Source organism: Peribacillus sp. NPDC097295, assembly GCF_044761665.1.
Taxonomy (GTDB): Bacteria; Bacillota; Bacilli; order Bacillales; family DSM-1321; genus Peribacillus.
In genome coordinates, this window is the sequence record NZ_JBIWCW010000009.1 from 37,961 (window position 1) to 62,216 (window position 24,256).

A 24,256-nucleotide genomic window follows, 5' to 3' on the forward strand; every position below is an offset into this window, starting at 1 on the left:
TTTCTTGACGGCTTCAATATTGTATTATTTCTTGAAATGTTCATCATACTTCGCTTGAGCATCTTCAATCGCCTTAGCCCATTCATTCAAAAAATCTTCTATGGATATCTTATTGCTCATAACGGATTGCGTACCAGAATCGACTACGGAATCCAAAATAGAGCGATATTCCGGGAGATAAAACGGCGGTTTATACAAAATGGTATCAGGATCATCATATACTTTGAATGCTGTTTGTATATGAGTTGAATTCTTAACCCATTCTTCATTTAAAACATCAGAATTTGTTGGGATTTGTCCGACTTTCTGGTTCCAATAGCTTTGACTTTCTTTTGTATTCAGGAAACTGGCAAACTTCCAGGCAGCGTCAGGATGTTTTGTATCTTTAAAAATACTAACAGCTATTGTATTGCCACCTTCAGCAACATATTTACCATCTGCAGTTTTCGGTAAAGGAATTGCTTGAAATTGATCAGGCTTTAAAGCTTCACTATGCTCACCGTAAGAGCCGATATTGTGCTGAACCATGGCGACTGCTCCTGTATCAAATCCTGCAATCATTTCTTTGTAGCTATTTGTGATATCACTCTTAGGTGTAAATTCCTTGTAGACAGCAAAATATTTTTTCAAGAACTCAACATGCTCTTTGCTATTTATCGTACTCTTTCCATCCTTAATGTATTGTTCTTCTCCTGAATAGGCATACATTAAACGCTGTAATTGTAACGATCCTCCTGCGCCACCTCGGATTGTATACCCATAGCGGCCATTTTTCTTATCCGTTTGGTCTTTTATCGCTGTAAAGAATTCATCCCATGTTTCAGGGATTTTCGTTTTCTTTTCTGCAAACCAATCTGGTCGAACCCATAGAATATCTAAATTTTGTGTGTAAGGGATTCCATATAATTTGTGATCGTTGACCATTTCCTTATTAAAATCAATGGCACTTTTATTGATTTTGTCTTTTTGGTCCCATTTGCTGAAATCCTCGTCTAATGGTAACAATGCTTCCCGCAATGCAAATTCAGGGAGCCAACTGGTTTGAACACTTCCGACATCTGGAGTGTCATTCGCTGCGATAGCTGCATCGTATTTTGTTTTCGCTGAATCTTTTGGGAGACCGACATATTCTACGGTAATATTAGGATTTTCTTTTTGAAAACGCTTAATCAATTCTTCCCAAATAGGCGTCCGTTGAGGGCCAGCGTTCTCGTCCCAAAAACTTATGGTCACTTTCTCATTTGTATCATTTTTAGTATCATTAGAAGTTTTCTCACTTGTATCACCGCTACAGCCAGCCAGTAATAAGGTTGCCGCGATTGAAGAAGCTAGCGCCAATTTCCCAAACTTTCTTTTCATAGAATTTCCCCCTATCTCTTTTTTGTAAATTCATCCTTTAACGGCTCCGCCCATTCCATTCACTAAGTATTTTTGAGCTATAGAGAAAAGAATGACGGCTGGAATTAACGCAATAACACTACCCGCTGCCAATGCACCATAATTTATATTGAATTCACCCATCATATAACTTAAACCTACAGGAAGAGTAAAGCGGTCCTGCTGGTTGGTTAACATGAGCGCCAATAAGAACTCATTCCACGTATAAATGAAGGTGAAGACACTCGTTGCAACAATGCCCGGAATTAAAAGTGGAAAGACGACATGCCTAATCGTCTGTAATCTGTTACAGCCATCAATCATGGCTGCTTCTTCCAATTCTTTTGGAACATTAGAAATGAATCCTGTCATCAGAACCGTTGTAAAGGGTATTTCAACCGCTGCATAGGTAATGATTAACGAGAGTGGATTACTTATTAGACCCATATGCTTAAAGATGATAAATAAAGGAATGATCAACATGGACCTCGGAATGAATTGTGTACATAATAACATTAGAAGGAAACCGCGCTTTCCTTTAAAACGATACCTACTTAAGGCATATCCGGAGATCGTCGAAATCAATAAAACGACGACTACGGTACTTATGCCAACTATCAAGCTATTTTTAAAATAAGTAGCAAAACCCACGTTCGTCCATGCTGATACAAAATTTTCTATCGTTGGAGAAGCCGGTATATAGTGCAGCGGGCGTTTTATTATATCTCCTTCCTTTTTAAAAGCCGTATTGATGGTCCAATAGAGAGGAAAGAGCGTAAAAACAAGTAGAGTAATGACTGGTAAATAAAATGTTAATAAACGATCAACCTTTTTTTGCTTCATCTTAACTATCCTCTCTTTCAAATCTTGTGATTCGCAGATATATCGCTGCAAAGACAAGTAAGATGACGAAGGAAACAACAGTCAACGCAGAGCCATAACCGAAATTACTTCCGTGTACAGCCTGTTCTGCTATGTACATAGTTAGTGTGGTCGTTGAATGGGCTGGTCCTCCACCTGTTAGGTTGAATATCAAATCAACATTATTAAATTCCCAAATGACCCGAAGAAGAGTAGTTAATATGATTGCTGTTTTTAACTGTGGAAGTGTTACATGCAAGAATGACTTCCAACGCCCAGCACCATCGACCTTCACGGCTTCATATAGCTCATCCGGTATGCTTTGCAAAGCAGCTAATAGGGTTATCGCAAAAAACGGAATACCTCTCCATAGTTCCGCAATAATAACTGATATGAAGGCTGTGCTCTTATCAGAAAGCCATGCCCTGTTTTCGTTGATCAATCCTATTCGCATCAATATATCATTGAATACCCCCATATGCTCATTGTACATAAGGGACCACATAACGGAGGCCAACACCCCTGAAATAGCCCAAGGGATAAATGCGGCTGCTCGTACCGCTCCTCTAAAACGGAACTTTTGATTTAGGAGCAATGCTATACCAAGTCCAAATATTAATTGCAAGATAACTTGACTACCAACCCATTTCAACGAATTCCATAAACTTGGGATGAAGAGGGGATCTGCAGTAAAGATTTTTTTAAAGTTGTCAAACCCTGCAAAACTATTATAAAACGGTGCGGAAATATCATAGTTTTGCAGACTGTAATAAAACACAGTGGCAATTGGATAAAAGAGAAAAATACTAATCATCAAGGTGGCAGGAAGTAAAAATAAATACGGTAGCCATTTATCTAGTTTGAATTTTTGAGTTCGCTTTTTACTCTTTGTTACTGTCTTAAGATTAACCTCTTGTGAAACACTCATAAAACATCCTCCTTTCTTGAATATAATTATAAAAGAAAACGCTTACATATATAATTCAAAATATTTAGGTAAATGTTTAATATTTTACTCTCTTATATAAAAACTAAAATGAACGTATGATATCAAGAGATCTTTCCTTTACTGTCAAGGGTACTACAATTTAATCTAGTTCAATCTTATAACCAGGAGTATAGGAACCTATCTCCCGAAACTAAAAGATAGAAGAACGTTAAGAGAACTTATAAGTGTTTTCGTCCAGTTAGAAAGAAAAAAGTGACCTGGAACTTAATCCTGCACTATGACCTTTTCGTTTTTTGTAGAAATCACCTGACACTTTAGTCCATGAAGTTTATAAAATACGAAAGGTAAAGCCAGTTGAATATGCTTTACCTCTGAATTTCTATAAAATGATGATAAACCCTTTATGCGCTTTAATGATCCGTGGTTTTTTGTTGAGTGAAGAAAAATATGAAAAAAATTATAGGCAGGGCTATTATAAATGCATTGTACCTCGAACTTTTTACGGTAGGTATATCTGTTAAAGACATTTTACTCATTCCCTCTTAAAGTAGTTACCATTTCTGGTGGAACGATGTAATACTTACTTACGACTTTATTGAAAAACTCATAATCTTCAATGGGCAATGCGGGTACAACTTCAGGGTAACCAAAAATGGGGCCTGAAACATTAATGGAAAATTCACCAGATGTAATAAATGTGCCCGTAACATGTATGACGTTGTTAATCAGTAATATAGCCAAAATGATATCAAGTATATCGATAAAAAGATTTCCCGCCTCCACAGGATCCTTCCCTTCTAAACGATGTCCCCCAAAAAGGGGACCACCTAATGAAAGGCTAAATCTGGCTGGTCTAACAAATATACCAATAATTGTGATTTGTCCGGTCAATAATAGGATGGCTGTTGTAATTTCAATACTACGCTGAAAGGAGTGAATAACTGTTAAATTGGTATCCCTCTCACAGGAATTATTCAAAATCATCACTCCCCATGTAGGCATTTTATTCAGGTAAACAGAAATATGTCACTTCATTTATTGATTTTTATAGTGTCTATGGCGGAACGTATCGCTTCTTCAATTTCCTTATAACCAGTGCAACGACAAATATTCGAAGAAAGCCATGTTTTGATTTTCTCAGGACTGGGGTCGTTGTCATTAAGGAGTAAAGCCGTCCCATTCATTATAAATCCAGGTGTACAGTACCCGCATTGAAAAGCAAAATGTTCAACAAAAGCCCTTTGAATCGGGGTATTGTTAAGACCTTCAATTGTAATAATTTCAGTATCAATCGCTTCAATAGCTAACAGTAGACATGATTTCATTGGTTGTTTGTTCATAATTACCGTACAAGCCCCACAATCGCCGTTTAAACATCCTGGCTTGGCTCCAGTAAAGCCGATTTTTCGTAGTACATCTAATAATAGATCTGAAGTCAGTATATCCCGCTCATACCTTTCTTGATTTATTTCTAAGGTAATTGTCTTTTTTTGATTCATAAGCTTCCTATTCATGTTCTTCACCCCCTAAACGTGACAAAATAGCGGAGATTGTATTTTCTAATACAAATAGTCGATAGTCATTAGATCCTTCAATGTCGTTTAAAATTGGATTAGGCAAGTGCTCAAAAGAAGCTAAAACTCGATCTTTATAAGATAATTTCTGGTCATTAAGAATCTCTTCCATTGAAATTGAGCGGAAGGGATATGGACATACTCCACTGAAGGCAAACCGTAAATATCCGTCTTTTTTTAAGGAGGTCACAGTTAAAAGTGGATATCCTGTATCCCATTGTTTCCGTTTCTTTATACTAAGGTGTGGTGCATGGAGATACTCTTTTTCAATAATAATTTGAACTAGAAATTCCCCTTCTTCCAGTTGTAATTCTTTATGAAAGGTTTCACTGAGTAATAATTTTCTTATCCCTTTAGGTCCTGCGGTAATTATAGTACTATCTGCTAATAAAAATGGAAGTACGGCCTCCCTATAAAAAATTCTTCCACAGATGTTTCCGCCGATTGTAATTTTATTTCTTGAAGTACAGTCTGCAACCTCATTAGTAGTATCCGTTAATAAGGGAAAAAGCTTCTTTGCTTCAAAAACACTCAAGCCCACAGTTGAACCAATAATGAGCTCATCGTTTCGAACTTCGAATATCTTACATTCATTAATTCCTTTTAAATCAATGATCGCGTCGGCATATATTAGATTCAGTCGACCCAATGTTATGATCTCTGTTCCTCCACCATAATACAAAGGAGTCTTCCCTTGTACTTTTAATGTTTGATATAGCTCTAATGCTTCTTGTATCGATTCTGGTTTATAATAAGCAAAGTTAAAGGGTAGCATCCGCCTTGCCCCCCTTTTTCCCTTTCCAAATGAGTTCAGGAAGTAAGGGCAATTGATTCAAAGGTATGCCCGCAGCAAGAGATAGACAGTTACCTAAAGCAGCTGGCATCCCTAACAGGCCATGTTCACCAAGGCCTCTTGCTCCGTATGGGGCCTCTAGATGAGGGGTTTCTAAAAATTCACATATATATTCAGGGTTTTCACCATATCTTAAAGGTCGATACGTCCTGAATTGCGGGTTAAGGACTCTGCCAACGTGATTAAAATAAAAAGTTTCACGACCAGCAAAGGCTAGCCCCATACTCATAGCACCCATTATTTGACCTTCTGCCGTTTTCTGGTTCAGTACTTTTCCTGCATCGATGACAGAAATTGCTCTTACTATTTTGTAGGTATATTCATGGGTATCATATTCAACTTCAATCCCTTGTACGCCTACGGTCCATTCAGGTCCTGGGTTACCTGCACCGGTTTCGGGATCTAATTTGGATATATGAGGAGTTATATAATGTCCTCTACCGATGATTTGTCCTCCAATGGCATTTCCATTAGGATAGGTGTATCCATAAACTAGCTGTTTGTAAGGAATCCGAATTGTTGGATCACCCCTGAGATATACCATTTCTTTACCTATTTCAATGTCTTCTATGGGAACTCCTAATACAATCGCAGCAAGTTTCTTTATTTGAAAGATTGCATCTTCGGCAGCTTGGATCGCTGCTCTTCCAGCCATAAACGTTCCACGACTAGCGACCGTCTTCCAATGTTCAGGCGTACTTTGTGTATGGACTTCCATCTGAACTTTCACACGATCGACTTCAATCTTCAATTTCTCAGATACAATCTGTGCCAACACCGTTTTCGTTCCAGTACCGATTTCTACTACTCCCGATATAAGGTTAACGCTCCCATCAGGATTAAATGTTAAAATCACACCCGATCCTGCGTTTGTATCAATCGTGGAATTTTTCCATACGCAAGCAATTCCCTTCGCCGTTATTATTCTGTCATTTTTTCTAATGAACTGTCCTTCTCCCCAATTCATTTTTTCCTTCAGCACATTTATACATTCAGGAAGATTTCCTACCGTACTTGAATTCAACGTAACTTGAGTTGGAGTAGAATGTCCAGGGAGTATCGCATTCTTTTCACGGAGTTCAAGTGGATCCATGCCAAGTTTTTTAGAGAGAGAATCCATGGTCCGTTCAAAAGCAAACAAAACTTCTGCATGGGCAAAGCCTCGATAGGGAGAGGCATATGGGTGATTTGTATACATACAGAGAGAATCACACCAAACATTTTCAATATGGTAGGGACCTGTGCAATCCACTGCTCCAGCACGACTAAGGTCTGTAGCTTTGTCAGCATACGCTCCACCATCCCAGAGATAAGTCAATTCCGCGACTTTAAGCAAACCGGATTGTGTGCATCCTAATTTCACTGTCGCGTCTAACCCTATATGACAAGGTGATGTCATCATGTCCTCTTCACGACTGTTTTCCACCTTTACCAACTTTCCACCGACGGATTTAGAAGCGATATAAGCTAATAGCTCAAGTTGTACCGAGGCTTTACCACCGAATGCTCCACCAACCAAAGGAGTATGTACGACGACGTTTCCGACTTCAACCCCAAAGTAATCACTTATCAACCGCTTGATCATGAATGGAGCTTGTGAAGAAGAAGTGATGGTGACTTTCTGATTTGCATGAATTTCTGCCAATGAACATCTTGTTTCCATAGCAGCGTGATCAGAAGGGGAAAAAGAGAACTTCTCTTCTATAATAATATCGCTCTCACGCCACCCACTCTCTTTATCTCCTTTTCTAATTTTTGTACGATTGGCTATATTAGTTCCTGGTTCAGGATATACTTCGGATATTTTGGTATATGTACCTAAATGTGTGTGGAGGAGAGGAGATGAAGGATTTAAACTTTCTGTTGGAGAATTGACAACAGGTAATGGTTCATAAACCACTTTTATTTGATCAGCGGCCATCCTTGCTTGCTTAGGTGTGTTTGCAACTACAAGTGCGACAACTTCCCCGTGATAGCGAACCTTATCTTGAGCTATGGGATAACGATCTCTAATCTCTTCTCCTGTTAGCGGTAGATTTCCGCCGGTAATGATTGCACGTACGCCTACACACTTTTCAGCCTTCGTAATGTCAATCTTTCTAATAAGTGCATGAGCATAAGGACTAATTACCTTTTTAACGGAAAGGATGTTTGCCTCATGATGATCTCCTGTATACATGGCTTTACCGGTCACCTTATCCCAAGCATCTTTACGAATCACACCATTGCCTATGATATCCATGAAAATCCCCTCATTATCTTTTTGATTCTAAGTGCTTTTTCCAAAATAAATACTCTTCCATATAATCAATGTCAATAAACAGTTGCTCGTCGCAAAAAGGTACAAGTATTCCCTGCTCCATTTGCTCTTTTAAGACCTGCTTTGCACCTTGGTCTCCTTTTAAGTGAAGGATATTAGGGAAAAGATGGTTAGCTATAAGAACAGGTGGCTGTACAATTTCATGAAAAGTAGAGGCAACAAAGGAGGTAGTAGGGTTATTTTTATATATTTGAATGAGTTGATTTATCATATCTGTTGTAATAAAGGGCTGATCAGCAAGGAAAATCACGACTGCATCAGAGTTTAAAGAGTATGCTTGTTTTATACCAGCCTTGATTGAGTGTGATTGCCCTTTCCTACATTCTGTTATTTCAATTGTGGTTACGTGTTTAGTGGATAATCCAGATAAATCCCATGCACTTTGGTTTTGAGCTACGATGATAATCTCATCCAGGTTAGAATATACGGCCTTTTCCAAACCCCATTTCCCCATTTCTTTATTTCCCAATTTCAACGTTAATTTATTCGTTCCCATACGTACACTATTTCCTGCAGCCAAGTAGATTCCGGTAATTTTCATGAGACTCTCTTTTGTCTTTTTGCTTGAATTAATTCAGCTACAATACTGACTGCAATTTCAAATGGTCCTTCCGCTCCAATAGTTAACCCGATGGGAGCGTGGATATTTTTAGGGATTTCCGTTTCAAAAAGTCTGACTGTACGTGTTCTAGAACCTAAAATGCCTAAATAGTATACGGATTGGTTCTTAATCAACGAAAGAATCTCCTTATCTCTCTGAAAGTTATGAGTCATGATAATGACGTAATCATCTTCCTTGAAGGTGATTTGATTGAAGATTTCGTTCGGAAAACCAATGATATAGGTATCGGCTTCAGGTATGTTACTGTCGTTACAAAGTGTTTCTCTCCAATCACAAACCGTCACGAAAAACCCTGCTGAGGCAGCCATGGTTACTACCGGATGTGTATCTAAACCTGCACCGAAAATAATCAAGCGTGGTTTGGGTGTGAATGATTGATTATAAATATAAATAGCATGTGAATTTTCGGTAAGTAGGAAATTCTCAGGTAATTGATCTGTATCTGAAGGAGGTGAAGCAAAATGAGATGATAATAATAACCAATCCTTACTGAGTATTCTTTGATAATTAATTTCCTTCCCCTGTTTCAGGATATCTCTTATCAAGCTAACGTTCTTCTTTAAATTTTGGTCAACATATTCAAGTAAAATATATAAGATTCCCTTACACCCTGTAGATACCCCCCAATCTAAGCCTTCATTACTTTCCAAGTTATAGACGATGGTTTCCGGTTTTTTACTTTCAAATACTCTTTGAGAATGGTGCACTATATCTTTTTCTACACAACCAGCACTAATTATACCCGTGTAAGTCCCATCTTTTTTTATGAGTATCGAGGTACCTTCACGTAAATATGCCGAACCGTTTACATGAACAATTGTAGCTAGTACACAATCCATCGAAGTGTTGTGTACTTCTTCCAGAATTTTATATATTTGATTCATTTTCTTTTTCCCCCGGTCATGTTTGAATACAAATATGGTATTACTATTATTATGTTGAGGGATAAAGAAAATGAGTCTTAGGGAAACATTACAGTAACTACTTTTATGATTCGATGTACAAAATGGATCTTTTCAATAGTTTATGACTGTTTTGTGCTGATAAGGAAGAGAGTGTTACTCGTCCCGGCAAAATAGTTAAGCATAAGAAAAAGGAGCAAAATGATTGCTCCTTTTTCTTATGCTATGAAATTAGATCTTATTTCTTTTTCGATAACCCTTCCCAGGTAGATTGAAGCCACTTATCAAAATCTGCTCCCTTTTCGCCTTCGTAGGCATCATAAATATCGATTCTCATCTTTTTAAATTTCTCTTTGAACTCACTATAAGTATGGCCTTCAGGCAAGCTTTTTTTAATTCTTACCAAAATCTTTGTTACACCTTTAAATAACTCACCTTTTTTCTTTGCAGGTAACTGGACATCTTCACCTAAGCCTTTTAATTGACGGTAAGCGGCCTCTTGTACTTTATATACCGCATCTTTATTCATAATATGTGTAAGAATATCAATGACTTGTTGGTTTTTCAGGTGCCCTAACTCTTCAATAGCATCTAAACGCTCTCTCCAGTTTGCTGTACGGTGGGCTGATTTTTTTAATTCCTCATAATTTGCTGGTAACTCGATTGCTTTTGCTTCTTTGTTATTCAAGCGTATCAATTCTCCTTCTGTCTGTATGTAAGATTCGGGTCAAGACTAAATCACCCCGATATTACATGTGTTCCTAAGAATATATTCTTATCTATCTAGTATACCCTTTTCTTTATGTTAATATAGGAAAACTTTTGTAGCCTTTTTAAAGATAACCCCATTTATTCAACCATCATACTCACTTACAGCATGACAATACGGCATTTGTTTTATTAAAGTCGCTCGATAAAAAAACAGTACGCTTGAGTACTGTTTTAGAGAAGTTCATGATTTTAATTTTTTTTAAGTTCTCACTAATATGTTTTGAAATTCTACTTCTTCTTCGTCCGTAAACCCTTCAAAAATGACTTCTGCTATATTGGCATGGTTAAAAACATATGTATATTCAGGAGAAATATAACCTTCTGGATACGGTACAGCTAAGTAGTCATACATTTTTCCATTATCATCATCTTCCGTAACTAAAATTTGTTTTCTTCCATAGATCATTAACTTGATGTTCCCACCTTCTAACAAAATAATGGAACCATTCGGTAGTAATTTGTTATCCATTTATCGACACATCCTTAAATTTTTTTTGAATATAAACCACATCTTATGATTTTTTTCTTTTTTTTGCTTTAAGTCCTCTTGCTTCACGCAGCACATCATTATTTTCAAAATTCGCCACATGCATGTTTTTCTTAATAAAAAGGTACTTATGAAATGATCTAGAAAATAGATAAATAAAAAAGTAAGCTAGAAACAAAAACATGGCCATCATAAACGATAAAACAATCGTATCGGATAATCCCATTACTAGATTTGCTACGATATAACCAGCTGGAACCACTATTGCAACTATAGTAGTTTGCCAGTCAGCCGTTTTTTTCTCAGGTTTATTAACTAAACTGATATATTTCCTCGCCTGATTTCTCCAAGAAATAAATAATAGAAAAATATAGGCAAGGACCATGGAGATATAATATAAAGGCGATTCTATCTCCAATAAGATGGCATATTTAATAGTGAGCATAAAGTAACAAAATGAACCAACTAAACCGAGGCATCCCAAGAATAAGATTGATTCCAATTCCGTATATATTTTATTTCTAATAAGCAGCCAAATCGCCCATAGATTAATCAATCCTATTAACGGTAAAGTTACATACGATATGGGTTTGATAATTGGAAATAATAAGGGGATTATTATCAAGAAATCAAGCATCAAAAAAGTAAAAACTGAAATAAACATTTTAATATGAAAGCTCGAGAATGTTTCTAATTCTTCTTGAATATGTCTGGGTAAATCTCTTCGTTTTATTTCATTGCTGATTTTTAACATAGATCTAACCACCTATAATGTTTTCTTTCTTTTACTTGAACCAACCTGCTACAGTTTTAACACCTTTTTGAACCCCATCTTTAATTCCTGTAGATAATGTTTTTTCATTTTTGCCTTTTTTAATTTTGAGACCTCTAACTTTTCAAATGAAATAATATTTGTTGTTAACAAAACTAAATTTATTAAAGGATATAAAGAGGGGGCAAATAAAAACACCGTTAATCCTCACACAATCCCTGAATATTTTAGTTAATAAATACTAATTACATTAAACCATAGAAAATCATTATCTTTGTACCATAATTGAGAAAATACCACCTATCTAAATAATAGAGTTATAAGTCATGATAATAATGGAAAAAGGATTCCCGGTTAGAGAATCCTTTTCCTTACTTATTTAATTCTTCAATAGAGTCGATATCCATATATGTCGGTACCACTAACCCAAGTTTAGTTCCTTTCAGGTTTGGTCCAAGATCTACAATATCTTCTTTGTATTCTTCGTAGTACTCAGCTGAAGTGGTTGGCAGCCAAGCGGCAACCATGGCATCTGCGCTTCCATTTGCAATCCCTGCGAACATAGGCCCTATTTCTACCTGCTTCAGGGTAACGTGGTATCCTTGCTGTTCCAATACTTTTCCGATTACATGGGTACTGGCAATTTCGGATTCCCATGCAACATAGACAAGACTGATACTTTCTCCATTTCCTTTTTGCGCCCCGTCTGTCCATTTTGTCACTTTATCACGATGAGCTGCTATCCATTTTTCCGCAGCTTCTTCAGGGTCCATACCAGTTGCCGTATCGGCCATCACTTCTTCCATGTCGCTCGATTCCCAGAAGAATTGGTCAAGCGTGGTAAAGGCTCCTTTGGCATCCTGTTCAAGCCCCTTTCTTGTAATGGTATGAATGTCTTCATTCTCCCCAAAGGAATTTTTTGGATCTTTGAGATATTTCAAGTCGAATGATTGGAACATCCAGTGCGGTGTCCAACCTGTAACAATGATCGGTTCTTTATTGCTATACGCTTTTTTCAATTCAGCGGTCATTGCTGCTGAAGATCCTTCGACGAGAGTCCAGTCATCGAGTTTGTAATCTTCTATTGCCTTTTTGGTTGATTTCATGATTCCTGCACCTGGGTCTATCCCAATAATTTCATGATTGGTCAGGCTACCAACACTATTTGGATCCTGCTCGGACGTATCCTGTCCTTGAAAAGCGGCAAAAATACAGGCGAGGAGAAACAAGGTACCGAAAAATGAGAAGGCAATTTTTTTGTTCAATACTTGCTTATATGCCGGATTGCGTAGAGTCTGTGTGATTCGATCCAAGATGATCGCGATAATGACAATTGAAAGACCAGCCTCAAATCCCTGCCCCACCTTGATTTGAGATACAGCACGATAGACTTCTGCGCCAAGTCCTGGAGCTCCCACCAAGGAAGCGATAACTACCATGGATAAAGCTAACATGATACTTTGATTTATACCGGCAAAAATGGTTGGTGCAGCTAAAGGCAATTGAACCTTGAATAATTTTTGATTGCTAGTTGAACCGAAAGCGTCGGAAGCCTCGATTAAATCCTTAGGCACTTCCTGTATCCCGAGATTAGTCAAGCGGATCGTCGGTGCAACGGCAAATATAATCGAAGCGAAAATACCTGGGACAACACCAATTCCAAAAAACAAAATAGCTGGAATCAAATAAACAAAAGCGGGCATTGTCTGCATAAAATCCAAAGTTGGAATGATGATTTTTCTCGCAGAAGCGCTTTGAGCAGCCCAAATCCCTATCGGAATGCCAATCGCTATCGTTAAGAGCGCCGATGAGAGAACGAGGGCCAAAGTTTGAACACTAGCTTCCCAATAGCCAAGATTATCGATTAACAGTAAGGCTATTAATGTAAATAACCCTAATTTCCATCGACTTGTATATACGACCAAAAGTGTCAAAAATACGATTAAAATCAGTGGAGGCCCAATACTCAAAGCATCAACTAAGATGTTTAATATTCCCTCAATTAATCGTGTTAGAAAGGAAAATAAACCGGCGAACGTGATTGTTATCCAATCAACTAATTTATCGACCCATGTACCTAAAGGAATTCTTGCGATATTCATGTATTCACTTCCATCTCGTTTAAGGAATCTTTATTACCGGCCAAAGCACCAATTACGGCTCCCCGGATTATGATTCCTTTCAATCTCTTCTGATCATCTACAACAGATATCGGAATTGATGACGTAGACATAACATCCAGGATCTCTATAAGTAACTGATCTTCCTTGGCCAGTGGGATATCTATCGTCATGACATCTGATATGGATTGATGATTGTCTATTGCTTTACGGGCCTGCTCAGCTGTTAAAACACCCAATAACTTTAGTCTTCGATCAACAACAAAGATACTTGAATATCCTTGTTTTCGCATGATTTCCAAGGCGACCCTTGGACCACGATCCATACTGATTTTCTCTGCTCTTTTCATAACGTGAGAGGCTGTTAATACCTTGGAAAGGTCCACATCTTCGACAAACTTCTCAACATATTCATTCGCAGGTTTCATCATAATTTGTTCAGGGGTCCCGAGTTGAATCACGCTACCATCCTTCATTAGGGCAATTCTATCCCCGATTCGCAAAGCCTCATCCAAATCATGTGTAATGAAAATGATGGTTTTCTTAAATTGGTCTTGAATCTCAAGCAATTCATCCTGCATATCTTTTCGAATGAGAGGATCCAGGGCACTGAAAGCTTCATCCATTAAAATGATATCCGTATGGCTAGCAAGTGCCCGGGCTAAGCCAACACGTTGCTGCATACCCCCGCTCAGCTGGGAAGGAAGTTGATTTTCATACCCCTTCAACCCAACGACCTCAAGGGATTGCATCGCCCTTTTTTCCCGTTCTTCCACAGGGATCTTTTGAATTTCAAGACCAAACTCCGTGTTTTCCAAGATTGTTTTATGAGGGAATAAAGCGAAATTTTGAAACACCATACTTATCTTTTTTCGCCTAACTTCCCTCAATCGGGAAGCATTCATTTTAACGATATCTTCATTATTGATTAGGATTTCTCCCCTTGTAGGTGAAATTAAGCGGTTGAACATCCGGATCAAGGTCGATTTTCCGCTTCCTGATAAGCCCATAATCACGAATATTTCACCCGGATAAATTTCAAAGTTCACTTTATTGACTCCGACTGTCTGACCTGTTTCTTTTAAAATATCCTTCTTTGATTTACCTTTTTCCAATAATTCGAGCGCAGTTTTTGGAGATTTCCCGAAAACTTTTGATACATTCCTTACCGTCACAATTGGTTCTTCCATCAACTCACCTCTTTTTTTATGTATAGGACTATGTGAATTCAAAAATAAAGCCATACGAGTTATGTATAGAATGTGCTTTTGTGTCGAATGCATACGTATAATAACGATTTATGCTCAACCCTTTTGTAAAACAAATGGACTAAATAATTTATTGTATAAAAAAAAGGCCCATTAATTGAGCCAATTATACATTCGATTGAAAATACCATATACCATCTTTTTTATATTTTCGGCATTGTCCCTTAAAGTACAGGTACTGTAGATGTGCCAGTGTTTCTCCAATAGCAAACCGGGATTCGTGAACCGACAGTTTTCTAAAAAGGATATTACAGGCATCTTGTATCGTAGTCGGCTCCTTCATATTTTCATAGGCTACATGTAACCGTTCTTGATGATGATCCAATAATTCTCTAATCCTTTTATTGGCATTCCTAAACGGTTTTCCATGGGAAGGAATAACATAATCAACATTCAATTTCTCTATTTTCTTTAAGGAAGTAAAAAATGACTCCAACGGATTGCTGATTCCTTGAAACCAATACGATATATTAGGAGAAATCCTCGGCAATATATGATCTGTAGAGAAAAGAACGCTATTTTCTTTATTGTACAGCGTGATTAATCCATCTGAATGACCTGGTGTAAAAATCACTTCATATTCATGCTTGCCGAAAAGTAGCTTCATTCCTTCCTCAAGATGATGGTTGACCGTAGGATAGGGCTTTACCTTGGGAACAAAGCTGCCTTCATCATTGGATAAAGCAAGAGCTAAGTCATTTTGTATACCACATGATTCATATTGATTTGCGAGCAAGTCGAGTGTTGTTGGCTCCCAGAAAGTAGTGCCCGCTATTTCATCGACTTTCGTCATCCAAACTTCTGCACCTGTAGATTGCTGTAAATTCCCGGCATATCCAAAGTGATCCGGGTGATAATGGGTGAGGATGATATCGCCAATTTCGTGTCTTTCAATGATGGGCTGCCATATATCACGTGAAGTTTGATTATTTAATCCTGCATCGATAATTGTCCATCCATGCGTCCCTTCGGCTAAAAAACAATGAACGTGATCCAACCTAAATGGCAAGGGAATGGTCACTTGAGTAACTCCTAGTTCATTCAACAAATATACCTTCTCCTTCCAATTCCAAACTATTTATAAAAAGATCCACCAAATATAATGCTACTTACTAAATTCGGCACTTTTTTAAAAGTTCCTTTTATTGGAATTTGAGAAATAGGAATAAAAGTATGACGATGCTCTTTTAAACTAAAGGAAAGACCCCCATCATTTTTGATGAGGGCCGTTCACGTATGTTACTGTTCTTCTTCCATGGTTTCATTGAGACTAAATAGAAAATGGTAAATTAGATTAAACGCTTCATTAAATGAAATCTCTTCCTTAAATCCTTTTACACCATTCAATGCAAAATTGACGTCCCATAGCCCATCACCTTGATTGAACATCATGCTGAACGTGCCGATATCCCCTTGTACTTCTTTAGTGAAATACGCTTTAAGAGCATCTCCCATTTTCTTCTGGAATCTCAACCCGAACATTGCATTATATGTTCCAAATACATCATCGACTTCTAAAGAAAGTGCTTCCACTCCGATTATATTGAACCAAGAAGATTCAAAGTAAAGGAATTCATCCTTATTTGTTTTCAAATATTCTATTGGCTGCAAAAGGAATGCAGCCGATTCTTCCTTAATCAACTCTTCGCTTTCTTTATTACTAAGCTCGGTATAAGCATCAGTAAAGCGGGTAGTATTGTCTTTGTCTACTATAGTAATATCATCAGTCAGCAACTGATGTTTTTTGGCATATTCCTTTTCTTCTGTATGTAATTCAATCGAATTACCTTTTAAAGTCTTCGATATGTATGTTTCCATTTGCTTTTTTAACATGCATTCGTCCTCCTAGTATCTTTACAAGCCTATTCCTCTTCATCATAGCACATTTTACCCAGATAAAATAACTGTGTGAATAAATCAAATACCATTCCGGTATGGCATTCGGGTAATCTCTTCGATATAGTAGTAGAAGAACCTTTATACATATGAAGAAATGAGATGTTTATATGGAAAAAATCATTATAATAGGCGCTGGGATTTTAGGCGCGTCTACGGCCTACCAGCTCGTGAAAAAAGGCGCTGAAGTAGTCATAATAGATCGTCAGGATAAAGGACAAGCCACAGCTGCCGCTGCAGGTATCGTCTGTCCATGGATCTCACAAAGACGTAACAAAGCGTGGTATCACCTTGCTAAAAATGGAGCCCGCTTTTATCCAAGTCTAATTAAAGAGCTTGAAATTGATGGGGAAACAGAGACGGGATACGCTAAAGTCGGGGCAATCAGCTTACATACTGATGAAGAAAAGCTGATTGGAATGCAAAAAAGAGCGACAAAACGTAAAGAAGAGGCCCCTGAAATTGGTGATATTACTATGCTCTCTCCGGAAGCAACGAGTGCCCTCTTCCCTCCGCTTTCAGAGGAATATGCAGCAGTCCATATAAGCGGTGCAGCAAGGGTGGATGGCCTCGCTCTACGCGATAGCTTATTGCGTGCGGCGCAGAAAAATGGCGCCACACTGATTTATGGAGATGCTTCACTGAAATACAGTGGAAACACTGTAACCGGTGTAACGGTTGAAGGTAAGAGTATACTTGCAGATAAAGTAATTGTCTGTGCAGGTGCCTGGGCATCTCAATTACTTGAACCACTAGGGATCAACTTTCAAGTTAGCTTTCAAAAAGCGCAGATTATCCATTTAGAATTACCAAATAAAAACACGAATAACTGGCCTGTTGTCATGCCGCCTAGCGATCAATACATATTGGCTTTCGACTCAAATAAAATTGTCGCTGGGGCCACTCATGAAAATATAGAAGTATTCGATTACCGAATGACGGCTGGAGGTATGCAGGAGGTTTTCGAAAAAGCTTTAACCACGGCACCTGGTTTGGCAAACGGTACGTTTATTGAAGCAAGAGTTGGTTTCCGACCCTTTACCCCTGGTTTTCTTCCTATTATTGGACCCCTTCCTGAATGGGAAGGCATTATTGTCGCTAACGGGCTTGGTGCTTCCGGATTAACGATGGGGCCATATATTGGCTCTCAATTGGCAAATCTGGCTCTAGGCAGAGAATTAGACATTAATTTAGAAAACTATGATGTATTGGGAGCAATACTTTAAAATTTTTATGGTTCTTATTGTAAGCGATAGAATAAATGACAGAAAGCCCTCGGACTCATTCCCTGGGTTTTTTTATCGTTTAAAATTTTAATAAACCATAACAACATTATGTAAACTGATAAATATTCATTGCTCCTTAAAATTGATTGGTTTAGTTAAATCCTTTTAAAAATCAATTTTTCCTGATTCTTCTCTCCCGTGAATCTTAACTTTGTTAATCCAACTTTACTTATGAGTAACATAAAAAGTGCCTTTTCAGAACCGAATAAATCAGATTTTAACTACCTTTCTGTAGCGGCGCACATCTAAAAATCTTAATAATTTGGCTTTTCCCTCCACTCTTGCACTAAAAATCACTATTTTACATATGATGAGTTACGGCCTAAAAATATAGGATTTATTATCGATAGACGGAGAAAGGTTGGGTAAGAATGAACCAAAATCATGAGTCTAACATTCTATTTCAAAATCTCCAGAATAAAAACATGTCATTTGAAGAAGTATTCGTTTATATTGTGAATTTCATGAAATTAAATCCATCTGGTAACTATAGATTAATGGTTGGTACCGATTCCCAAGTACATAAAAAGCATACAGTTTTTATTACAGGTATTGTCATACAACAGGTAGGGAGTGGAGTATGGGCCTGTATAAGAAAAGAGATGATCCCAAGAAGAATGATGCATATACATGAACGCATTTCCTATGAACTATCATTAACTGAGGAAATCGTGTCAATGTTTACGGAAGAAAGAAAAAATCAGTTGATCAATATTGTTCTACCGACAGTATATGAAGGGGCCACATTCACAATGGAAGGTCATATTGATATTGGGACTGGTAAACGAAATAAAACAAGGGAATTTGTAATAGAAATGGTGGCTAGAATGGAATCCATGGGAGTGGAACCAAAAATCAAGCCCAACGCTTTTGTTGCTTCAAGTTATGCTAACCGGTATACAAAAAAAGAATAATTGCAAACGAAAATTCAATAACCCATATCCTTTTAATAACAAATGCAAATTTATTTGATTAAACCAAAACATATTCAGTAAATTTCAAGGTTACCAGCTCAAGCATATAAGGGTCATGGAAATTAAAAGTTTTTGAAGACAATAAAAAACAGGGAAACAAATTTCGTCTCCCTGCAATCTTTATTACATTTAAACAAGAATGACCCATAATATCATGGTAATTACTATCGTAACCAAACCTTGTATCAACGTTGCCATTATTTGAGCTTTATATTCATCCGTTACCTTCATTCCACTAAACTGGGTGACTAACCAAAAGAAGCTATCATTTACATGGCTAACCGTCATCGCTCCTACTCCTACAGCCATAACAACGAGTTAATAGAGGGACAGCTCTTTCAATACCTAATGTTGGTAGCATGTGTGCAATTAGCGAGGACGTTATGACATGGAGCTAACGGTTCCATAAACAATGACAAGCCCAATACTCGTCATCAACCCGCCAAATCCGCCATTTATGTTCTCTAAATTTTAGTTAACGGCATTCCCGAAGCGAATCCGACAAACCGTGTACCTAAAATTAGTGATAAGAATGGATGTAACTTGAACTTAGTCGTTGTAATAACAATCAGCATTACTCCAATGAGTAAAAAATAACATATGATAATCTCCTATTTTATCTATTAAAAGAAGCTAAAAAAGTGCGCATAACCTGCTCGGCTGAAAACTCTAAAAGTTCAGATCCTCTTTCAATCGCTTCTTCTAACGAGATAGGAGCGCTTACAATACTATGAACACTCGTAATTCCATGGTTATATAAAACCTCAATGCCTGTTCCAATCGAACCAGCCAAGGCAAATACGGGAATTCCAAATTCTTTTGCTTTTTCTGCCACCCCCATGGGTGTTTTGCCTGATGCTGTTTGGTAATCGATTTGTCCTTCACCTGTAAAGACACATTGAGCTCCTTGTAGTTTCTCACTCAATTTGGTGTATTCGATAACAATATCGATGCCTCTTTTTGTTTTAGAGGGGAAGAATGCTTGGAATGCTCCTCCAATGCCACCTGCTGCACCAGCACCAACTTTATTATGTAAATGAAGTCCTGTTTTAGCTTCTACTAAATCAGCCCAAATGGATAGCGCATTATCGAGAAATGCGACCATGTCAGGAGTTGCCCCTTTTTGAGGTCCAAATACTGCAGATGCCCCTTCAGGACCTACGAGTGGATTTTGGACGTCGGAAGCAATCAAAAACTCACATTCTGTTATTCTCGAATCAAAATCTTTAGTATCAATTTCTACGATACGTGATAGTCCCTCACCTCCAAACCTAATTGATAGCCCTTCATCATCCAATAATTTCATCCCTAAAGCTTGAAGCATTCCGGCTCCACCATCATTGGTAGCGCTTCCGCCGACACCTAAAATGAATTTCCGACAGCCGTCATTCAATGCCTTTTTAATTAGTTCCCCCGTTCCATATGTAGTTGCAGTCATTGGGTTCAATTTATCTGATTCGACTAGACATAAACCTGATGCACTTGCCATTTCAATCACACAGGTTTCCTGATCTCCCAAAATTCCATAGGCTCCCTGTATGTTATCCAGTAAAGGGCCTTTTACCAGCACCTCTACTTTTCTACCATTCGTAGCCGCGATCAGACTATCCATCGTTCCTTCACCGCCATCTGCTACAGGAACTAAAACGGTTTCGGAAGTTGGCAGGACTTTCTTAACTCCACGTTCAATTGCTTGCGAAGCTTCTAGTGCGGACAAACTTCCTTTATAGGAATCTGGTGCAATAACAATTTTCATGTTCATCTCCCCTTTAATAATACATGTCTGAATATTATAATAAACCTTATATACTATAAATGAAAATTAGTTTTTTAGATAAGGATCCTAAAGCCCTTTCTTGAAATTGGAGCTCTTCCATGCCCCATATCATAAATTTACTCGTAAGTATCCAGAAACGATTAGCACTAATTTAAAATCAGATAGAAAGTTAGTATTATGCATGATGACTTTGAAACATAGGATATGGAGAATAGGTACCTTTTTTTCGGGTAAAAAACTCTATTAAAAGTCTAGTAGGCATGTGAACTTTGCCTAATGTCTTTTTTTTAACGACATGAATTCATGAATAGATTCTAATGAAAATAATTAGTTTACATAACATTATTATGAACAATAAAAAAAGACCATTTTGGTCTCTTTGATTAAAAATAAAAATCCATCAATGTTTCGTCCATCAAATCTTGAGTGAGCCCTATGTATATCATAGTATCTTTCGGGTTTGAGTGATTAAGGATTTGTTGTAGCAAAGCAATATCCTTGAACTTCTGGTAATGAAGATAACCAAAAGTTTTCCGAAGTGTATGGGTGCCCACATCTGGTATATCAGCCATTTCTGCTGCTTTGTTTAAAACCCGGTACGCTTGTACCCTCGTTATGGGACCATTTCCTTTTCGGCTTGGAAATAAATAGTCTTCATTTTTCAATTTCATTTTTTTTACATACTTACGTACATCTTTCCGAAGTTGTGGGTTTACTATGAACCGTTTAATTTTTTCCGTTTTTTGCTCAACAATAACAATATGTGTTCCTTCTAATATATCTTTGACACGCAACTTCAAGAGATCACCAATACGCAATCCAATGTTTATTCCGATTGAAAACATCATAAAATCCCGGTAGCTACAATATTTCAATAGGGACTTTTTCATCTTTTCTATGTGATCCAGACGGCGTATTGGCTGGACATTTTTTATTTTTTGAGAGATTCCTTGCATGTGTCATTTCCCCCCCTTTCCCTTCTTTTATTGTACGTGAAGGCATCAAAAAAAGCCACGTTTTTCGTTTTTTAGATGCCCTATAAACGTTGATTTAGAGGGATTTCGAATGTATCAAAACAAGTCCTTTGTTACATTCGGAATATTACATCAATTAAAGGTAGAAAAACAGTGAAATATCATAAATCTCCTTAAACAGCATTTATCGTTTGATATAGAGCATACAACTGATTCGATACCTATTACACTAGATCTTTGAAATAACTACCTTAAAACTAGATTATGGAGGTCGCTTTTCTGTGTGTTTCGGATTTTCCCTCTCCTTTTCTGATGAAGTTTGTACTGTCTTGTCTGGAATTTCTCTACCACTAGTAAGATTTATCGAATTTATTAGTGCGTGTGAAATATTGAAAAAATATAACCTACAATTCCCTAAAATAATTCAAAATACCATCCCTTTCATCCGAAACTCTTTAAATTAATTTTAAAGGGCCATATAGATACTTTAGTGAGTTTGATACCTATAACTCTACTCATTTAAAATAAGCCCTTTAAAACGGAAATATAGAGCTCGTTTTTTTAGTGATTTCTATATTTTTTCTGGATTTATTAACCAGAAAGTAAATTTAGTTAACTTTGCACAATGCCTTACAATAATTCACTATTTTATTAACCTGAAACCTTTTATAAATTTTACTATAATTATATTATGTAAACTAATAATTATCAGTTACACTTGGTAATTTTATTACAAATTCACAAGTGTAAAAGAACTCAAAAATCAGTGAATATAAAAACTTCCTCCATCGATGATTTCAATTTCCGGAAAATCTTTTAATTGTTCGATTAACTGAAATAGGGCTCCATCCTTTTGCTTTGCTTCTATCATACAATCAAGTTGTGGAAGACTTCCTTTGATATGCTGTAAAAAATCCATAAACATATTAACATCCACAAAATCAGCATGTGCCCGAAATTCTTTTTCGTTCCTCGGACTTGATATGTGCATTTTGGGTGGTAATTTTGAATGATGCCATGTATTGAGAATACGACTCCAGTCTTCAATCCAGTTTTCGTCCTTGGTGTGGTGAGCCAGATAGTGATGATAATCAAATACAAGAGGTATCCCTAGTTTTTCACATAGGTAGAGAGTCTCCGATAAAGTGAAAGTTGTATCATCATTTTCTAGAATGATCATCCTTTGAAGGGATTCAGGTATTATACCCCAATTATGAATAAATTGTTCTAAAGCCTGTTCATTTTCACCATATCCACCGCCTACATGAAGAACACATCGATGCTCTGGATCCAGACCTATCTTTTTCAATATCATATAATGCATCTTTAGGGTTTTTAACGACGTTTTTAAGATATCGATATTACTACTATTTAGAATGATGAAATGATCTGGATGAAAATCCACTCGCACTCCCGGATGGGATACAAGGAATTCTTTTATCTTGTTTAGCTCATCCGCTATTGGATCGAGATAGTCCCATTCTGGGATTTCAGGATGATTGACTAGAGGAATCAACTTAGAAGAAAGGCGAAAGAACTGGATATCATATGCGGTATTATGAATGAGAAGACGCCAGCAATTCTGGAGATTGGAAGCAGATATCCTTTCAAGCTTTCGTATTGCGGCTTCCTTATCTTTTATCTTGGAAAATTGAGAATAAGTCATTGTTTGAGAAGGAGAACAATTTGGCACATGAGTACTCATTGCTACATAACCAAGGCGAATTAAAGTCAAAACGAAAACTCCCTTGTATTTCTTTTAATGAAAGTATTCCCATAACTATCATTATTATTACAAGCTGTACTTTGATAAATGAATGAGAAAATCATACAAGGAACAAAAAAAGATGCTAGGTAAGCAAGCACCTTTTTGGTCTAATACAATTATACTTCAGGAGTTGGTGTTGGTTTCGCATATCCTTTTTTATAAGCTTTGTCGACTTTGGTCCGAATATCCTTAATCGTCATTCCATCATTTAAATCTAAAATGGATTGGGCAGCTATTTCTAAGCATACTCCGCATTTCGTTCCATGATCATCCCACACCACTGCTCCATTTTTTTTATTTTCATGGATAAAACAATCGTAATTGTTTTTATGATTCGCTTCCTCCCCACAACCACAATAGCACGGTATTTTTTCTAGTAGTTCCTGGTTTTGGGCAACGGCAAGATAGATGGTTTTCATATCTTCAGGTTTTCCAGTAAGAAATTCTGGTGCAGTAGCTTTGTCACTAGTCTCTTCCTGAACATCTCCGGAAACATCATGTGCATGTTCTGTATGACTAGCTTCTTTTTCATCTACATGTTTTTCTTCAGAACAGGCTGAAAGTAATAAAGATGAACAAATACCTAGAGTTAAAGCAGTATATTTCAGTTTCATTTCAACACTCCTTGAGAATATTGGTTACCCTTATTTTATGTTTAAAAATGACAAACTACAAGTAGATTCGTCGGAATGAAACCATTAAAAA

Annotated in this window: 23 protein-coding genes and 1 pseudogene; 2 read left to right on the top strand and 22 right to left on the bottom strand. The window is 37.2% G+C overall.

All coding sequences use genetic code 11. The features are described 5' to 3' along the window. Positions 1-24: 24 nt before the first annotated feature. The 16 genes from ACIQXN_RS15135 to ACIQXN_RS15210 all read right to left on the bottom strand — a co-directional run bounded on the left by ACIQXN_RS15135 (position 25) and on the right by ACIQXN_RS15210 (position 16,709). Positions 25-1,359, bottom strand: a complete 1,335-nt coding sequence (locus tag ACIQXN_RS15135) for an extracellular solute-binding protein (protein WP_402968096.1) — start codon at positions 1,357-1,359, stop codon at positions 25-27. Positions 1,360-1,389: 30 nt separating this feature from the next. After that, complete coding sequence (locus ACIQXN_RS15140; protein ID WP_402968099.1) at positions 1,390-2,220, bottom strand: carbohydrate ABC transporter permease; 831 nt, start codon at positions 2,218-2,220, stop codon at positions 1,390-1,392. Position 2,221: 1 nt separating this feature from the next. Continuing rightward, complete coding sequence (locus ACIQXN_RS15145) at positions 2,222-3,166, bottom strand: carbohydrate ABC transporter permease (RefSeq protein ID WP_402968102.1); 945 nt, start codon at positions 3,164-3,166, stop codon at positions 2,222-2,224. Between the two features lie 549 nt (positions 3,167-3,715). Next, complete coding sequence (locus ACIQXN_RS15150) at positions 3,716-4,171, bottom strand: hypothetical protein (protein WP_402968105.1); 456 nt, start codon at positions 4,169-4,171, stop codon at positions 3,716-3,718. Positions 4,172-4,218: 47 nt separating this feature from the next. Next, entirely contained in the window at positions 4,219-4,701 is a 483-nt protein-coding gene (locus ACIQXN_RS15155) for a (2Fe-2S)-binding protein (RefSeq protein WP_402968108.1), read from the bottom strand. After that, positions 4,694-5,536 carry an FAD binding domain-containing protein gene (locus ACIQXN_RS15160; protein WP_402968111.1) on the bottom strand — a complete coding sequence of 281 codons (843 nt, stop codon included), beginning with the start codon at positions 5,534-5,536 and terminating at the stop codon, positions 4,694-4,696. The genes ACIQXN_RS15155 and ACIQXN_RS15160 overlap by 8 nt, the downstream gene beginning before the upstream one ends. Continuing rightward, positions 5,523-7,856, bottom strand: coding sequence for a xanthine dehydrogenase family protein molybdopterin-binding subunit (locus tag ACIQXN_RS15165; protein ID WP_402968114.1), 2,334 nt, complete (start codon positions 7,854-7,856; stop codon positions 5,523-5,525). The genes ACIQXN_RS15160 and ACIQXN_RS15165 overlap by 14 nt, the downstream gene beginning before the upstream one ends. 13 nt (positions 7,857-7,869) lie before the next feature. Next, positions 7,870-8,475 carry a nucleotidyltransferase family protein gene (locus ACIQXN_RS15170; protein WP_402968117.1) on the bottom strand — a complete coding sequence of 202 codons (606 nt, stop codon included), beginning with the start codon at positions 8,473-8,475 and terminating at the stop codon, positions 7,870-7,872. After that, positions 8,472-9,440, bottom strand: a complete 969-nt coding sequence (locus tag ACIQXN_RS15175) for an XdhC family protein (RefSeq protein WP_402968120.1) — start codon at positions 9,438-9,440, stop codon at positions 8,472-8,474. Before ACIQXN_RS15175 ends, ACIQXN_RS15170 begins: the two co-directional genes overlap by 4 nt. Positions 9,441-9,696: 256 nt before the next feature. After that, a complete protein-coding gene (locus ACIQXN_RS15180; protein ID WP_402968123.1) occupies positions 9,697-10,146 on the bottom strand; it encodes a HEAT repeat domain-containing protein in 450 nt (149 codons plus the stop codon). Between the two features lie 282 nt (positions 10,147-10,428). After that, on the bottom strand, positions 10,429-10,698 hold the full coding sequence (locus tag ACIQXN_RS15185; RefSeq protein WP_402968126.1) for a DUF4176 domain-containing protein: 270 nt from the start codon (positions 10,696-10,698) through the stop codon (positions 10,429-10,431). A gap of 43 nt (positions 10,699-10,741) precedes the next feature. After that, positions 10,742-11,470, bottom strand: a complete 729-nt coding sequence (locus ACIQXN_RS15190; protein WP_402968128.1) for a hypothetical protein — start codon at positions 11,468-11,470, stop codon at positions 10,742-10,744. Between the two features lie 389 nt (positions 11,471-11,859). Then, complete coding sequence (locus tag ACIQXN_RS15195; protein ID WP_402968130.1) at positions 11,860-13,590, bottom strand: glycine betaine ABC transporter substrate-binding protein; 1,731 nt, start codon at positions 13,588-13,590, stop codon at positions 11,860-11,862. Next, positions 13,587-14,798, bottom strand: coding sequence for a quaternary amine ABC transporter ATP-binding protein (locus ACIQXN_RS15200; RefSeq protein ID WP_402968133.1), 1,212 nt, complete (start codon positions 14,796-14,798; stop codon positions 13,587-13,589). The genes ACIQXN_RS15195 and ACIQXN_RS15200 overlap by 4 nt, the downstream gene beginning before the upstream one ends. Positions 14,799-14,982: 184 nt before the next feature. Further along, positions 14,983-15,924 (bottom strand): MBL fold metallo-hydrolase, encoded by a 942-nt coding sequence (locus tag ACIQXN_RS15205; RefSeq protein WP_402968135.1) that lies wholly within the window; start codon positions 15,922-15,924, stop codon positions 14,983-14,985. A 191-nt stretch (positions 15,925-16,115) separates the two neighbouring features. Then, entirely contained in the window at positions 16,116-16,709 is a 594-nt protein-coding gene (locus ACIQXN_RS15210) for a branched-chain amino acid aminotransferase (protein WP_402968138.1), read from the bottom strand. A gap of 173 nt (positions 16,710-16,882) precedes the next feature. Here ACIQXN_RS15210 and ACIQXN_RS15215 point away from each other — a divergent pair, with 173 nt between their 5' ends. Together ACIQXN_RS15215 and ACIQXN_RS15220 are read left to right on the top strand one after the other, a co-directional pair. Beyond that, the gene (locus ACIQXN_RS15215; protein WP_402968141.1) at positions 16,883-17,998 is read left to right on the top strand and encodes an NAD(P)/FAD-dependent oxidoreductase; all 1,116 of its coding nucleotides are present in this window, start codon (positions 16,883-16,885) and stop codon (positions 17,996-17,998) included. Positions 17,999-18,429: 431 nt separating this feature from the next. Then, positions 18,430-18,972 (top strand): ribonuclease H-like YkuK family protein, encoded by a 543-nt coding sequence (locus ACIQXN_RS15220; protein ID WP_402968143.1) that lies wholly within the window; start codon positions 18,430-18,432, stop codon positions 18,970-18,972. Between the two features lie 189 nt (positions 18,973-19,161). Here ACIQXN_RS15220 and ACIQXN_RS15225 read toward each other — a convergent pair. From ACIQXN_RS15225 to ACIQXN_RS15250, 6 genes and pseudogenes are all read right to left on the bottom strand, one after another. Next, positions 19,162-19,420: pseudogene (locus ACIQXN_RS15225) on the bottom strand (GntT/GntP/DsdX family permease); the annotation flags it as partial. Between the two features lie 76 nt (positions 19,421-19,496). Beyond that, on the bottom strand, positions 19,497-19,607 hold the full coding sequence (locus ACIQXN_RS15230) for a GntT/GntP/DsdX family permease (RefSeq protein WP_402968146.1): 111 nt from the start codon (positions 19,605-19,607) through the stop codon (positions 19,497-19,499). Positions 19,608-19,648: 41 nt separating this feature from the next. After that, entirely contained in the window at positions 19,649-20,788 is a 1,140-nt protein-coding gene (locus ACIQXN_RS15235) for a glycerate kinase (RefSeq protein WP_402968149.1), read from the bottom strand. A 404-nt stretch (positions 20,789-21,192) separates the two neighbouring features. Beyond that, entirely contained in the window at positions 21,193-21,765 is a 573-nt protein-coding gene (locus ACIQXN_RS15240; RefSeq protein ID WP_402968152.1) for a tyrosine-type recombinase/integrase, read from the bottom strand. A gap of 781 nt (positions 21,766-22,546) precedes the next feature. Further along, positions 22,547-23,518, bottom strand: a complete 972-nt coding sequence (gene uvsE / locus ACIQXN_RS15245) for a UV DNA damage repair endonuclease UvsE (RefSeq protein WP_402968155.1) — start codon at positions 23,516-23,518, stop codon at positions 22,547-22,549. 149 nt (positions 23,519-23,667) lie between these two features. Next, on the bottom strand, positions 23,668-24,165 hold the full coding sequence (locus ACIQXN_RS15250) for a PCYCGC motif-containing (lipo)protein (RefSeq protein WP_402968158.1): 498 nt from the start codon (positions 24,163-24,165) through the stop codon (positions 23,668-23,670). Positions 24,166-24,256: the final 91 nt, after the last annotated feature.

Excerpts from the sequence above, each read along its gene's own strand:
- ACIQXN_RS15175 (WP_402968120.1), bottom strand. The coding sequence starts at position 9,440 with ATGAATCAAATATATAAAATTCTGGAAGAAGTACACAACACTTCGATG.
- ACIQXN_RS15240 (WP_402968152.1), bottom strand. The coding sequence starts at position 21,765 with ATGCAAGGAATCTCTCAAAAAATAAAAAATGTCCAGCCAATACGCCGT.
- ACIQXN_RS15190 (WP_402968128.1), bottom strand. The coding sequence starts at position 11,470 with ATGTTAAAAATCAGCAATGAAATAAAACGAAGAGATTTACCCAGACAT.
- ACIQXN_RS15200 (WP_402968133.1), bottom strand. The coding sequence starts at position 14,798 with ATGGAAGAACCAATTGTGACGGTAAGGAATGTATCAAAAGTTTTCGGG.
- ACIQXN_RS15215 (WP_402968141.1), top strand. The coding sequence starts at position 16,883 with ATGGAAAAAATCATTATAATAGGCGCTGGGATTTTAGGCGCGTCTACG.
- ACIQXN_RS15135 (WP_402968096.1), bottom strand. The coding sequence starts at position 1,359 with ATGAAAAGAAAGTTTGGGAAATTGGCGCTAGCTTCTTCAATCGCGGCA.
- ACIQXN_RS15145 (WP_402968102.1), bottom strand. The coding sequence starts at position 3,166 with ATGAGTGTTTCACAAGAGGTTAATCTTAAGACAGTAACAAAGAGTAAA.
- ACIQXN_RS15160 (WP_402968111.1), bottom strand. The coding sequence starts at position 5,536 with ATGCTACCCTTTAACTTTGCTTATTATAAACCAGAATCGATACAAGAA.
- ACIQXN_RS15220 (WP_402968143.1), top strand. The coding sequence starts at position 18,430 with ATGAACCAAAATCATGAGTCTAACATTCTATTTCAAAATCTCCAGAAT.
- ACIQXN_RS15140 (WP_402968099.1), bottom strand. The coding sequence starts at position 2,220 with ATGAAGCAAAAAAAGGTTGATCGTTTATTAACATTTTATTTACCAGTC.
- ACIQXN_RS15165 (WP_402968114.1), bottom strand. The coding sequence starts at position 7,856 with ATGGATATCATAGGCAATGGTGTGATTCGTAAAGATGCTTGGGATAAG.
- ACIQXN_RS15170 (WP_402968117.1), bottom strand. The coding sequence starts at position 8,475 with ATGAAAATTACCGGAATCTACTTGGCTGCAGGAAATAGTGTACGTATG.
- ACIQXN_RS15235 (WP_402968149.1), bottom strand. The coding sequence starts at position 20,788 with ATGAAAATTGTTATTGCACCAGATTCCTATAAAGGAAGTTTGTCCGCA.
- ACIQXN_RS15150 (WP_402968105.1), bottom strand. The coding sequence starts at position 4,171 with ATGATTTTGAATAATTCCTGTGAGAGGGATACCAATTTAACAGTTATT.
- ACIQXN_RS15230 (WP_402968146.1), bottom strand. The coding sequence starts at position 19,607 with ATGCTGATTGTTATTACAACGACTAAGTTCAAGTTACATCCATTCTTA.
- ACIQXN_RS15155 (WP_402968108.1), bottom strand. The coding sequence starts at position 4,701 with ATGAATAGGAAGCTTATGAATCAAAAAAAGACAATTACCTTAGAAATA.
- ACIQXN_RS15185 (WP_402968126.1), bottom strand. The coding sequence starts at position 10,698 with ATGGATAACAAATTACTACCGAATGGTTCCATTATTTTGTTAGAAGGT.
- ACIQXN_RS15250 (WP_402968158.1), bottom strand. The coding sequence starts at position 24,165 with ATGAAACTGAAATATACTGCTTTAACTCTAGGTATTTGTTCATCTTTA.
- ACIQXN_RS15195 (WP_402968130.1), bottom strand. The coding sequence starts at position 13,590 with ATGAATATCGCAAGAATTCCTTTAGGTACATGGGTCGATAAATTAGTT.
- ACIQXN_RS15210 (WP_402968138.1), bottom strand. The coding sequence starts at position 16,709 with ATGTTAAAAAAGCAAATGGAAACATACATATCGAAGACTTTAAAAGGT.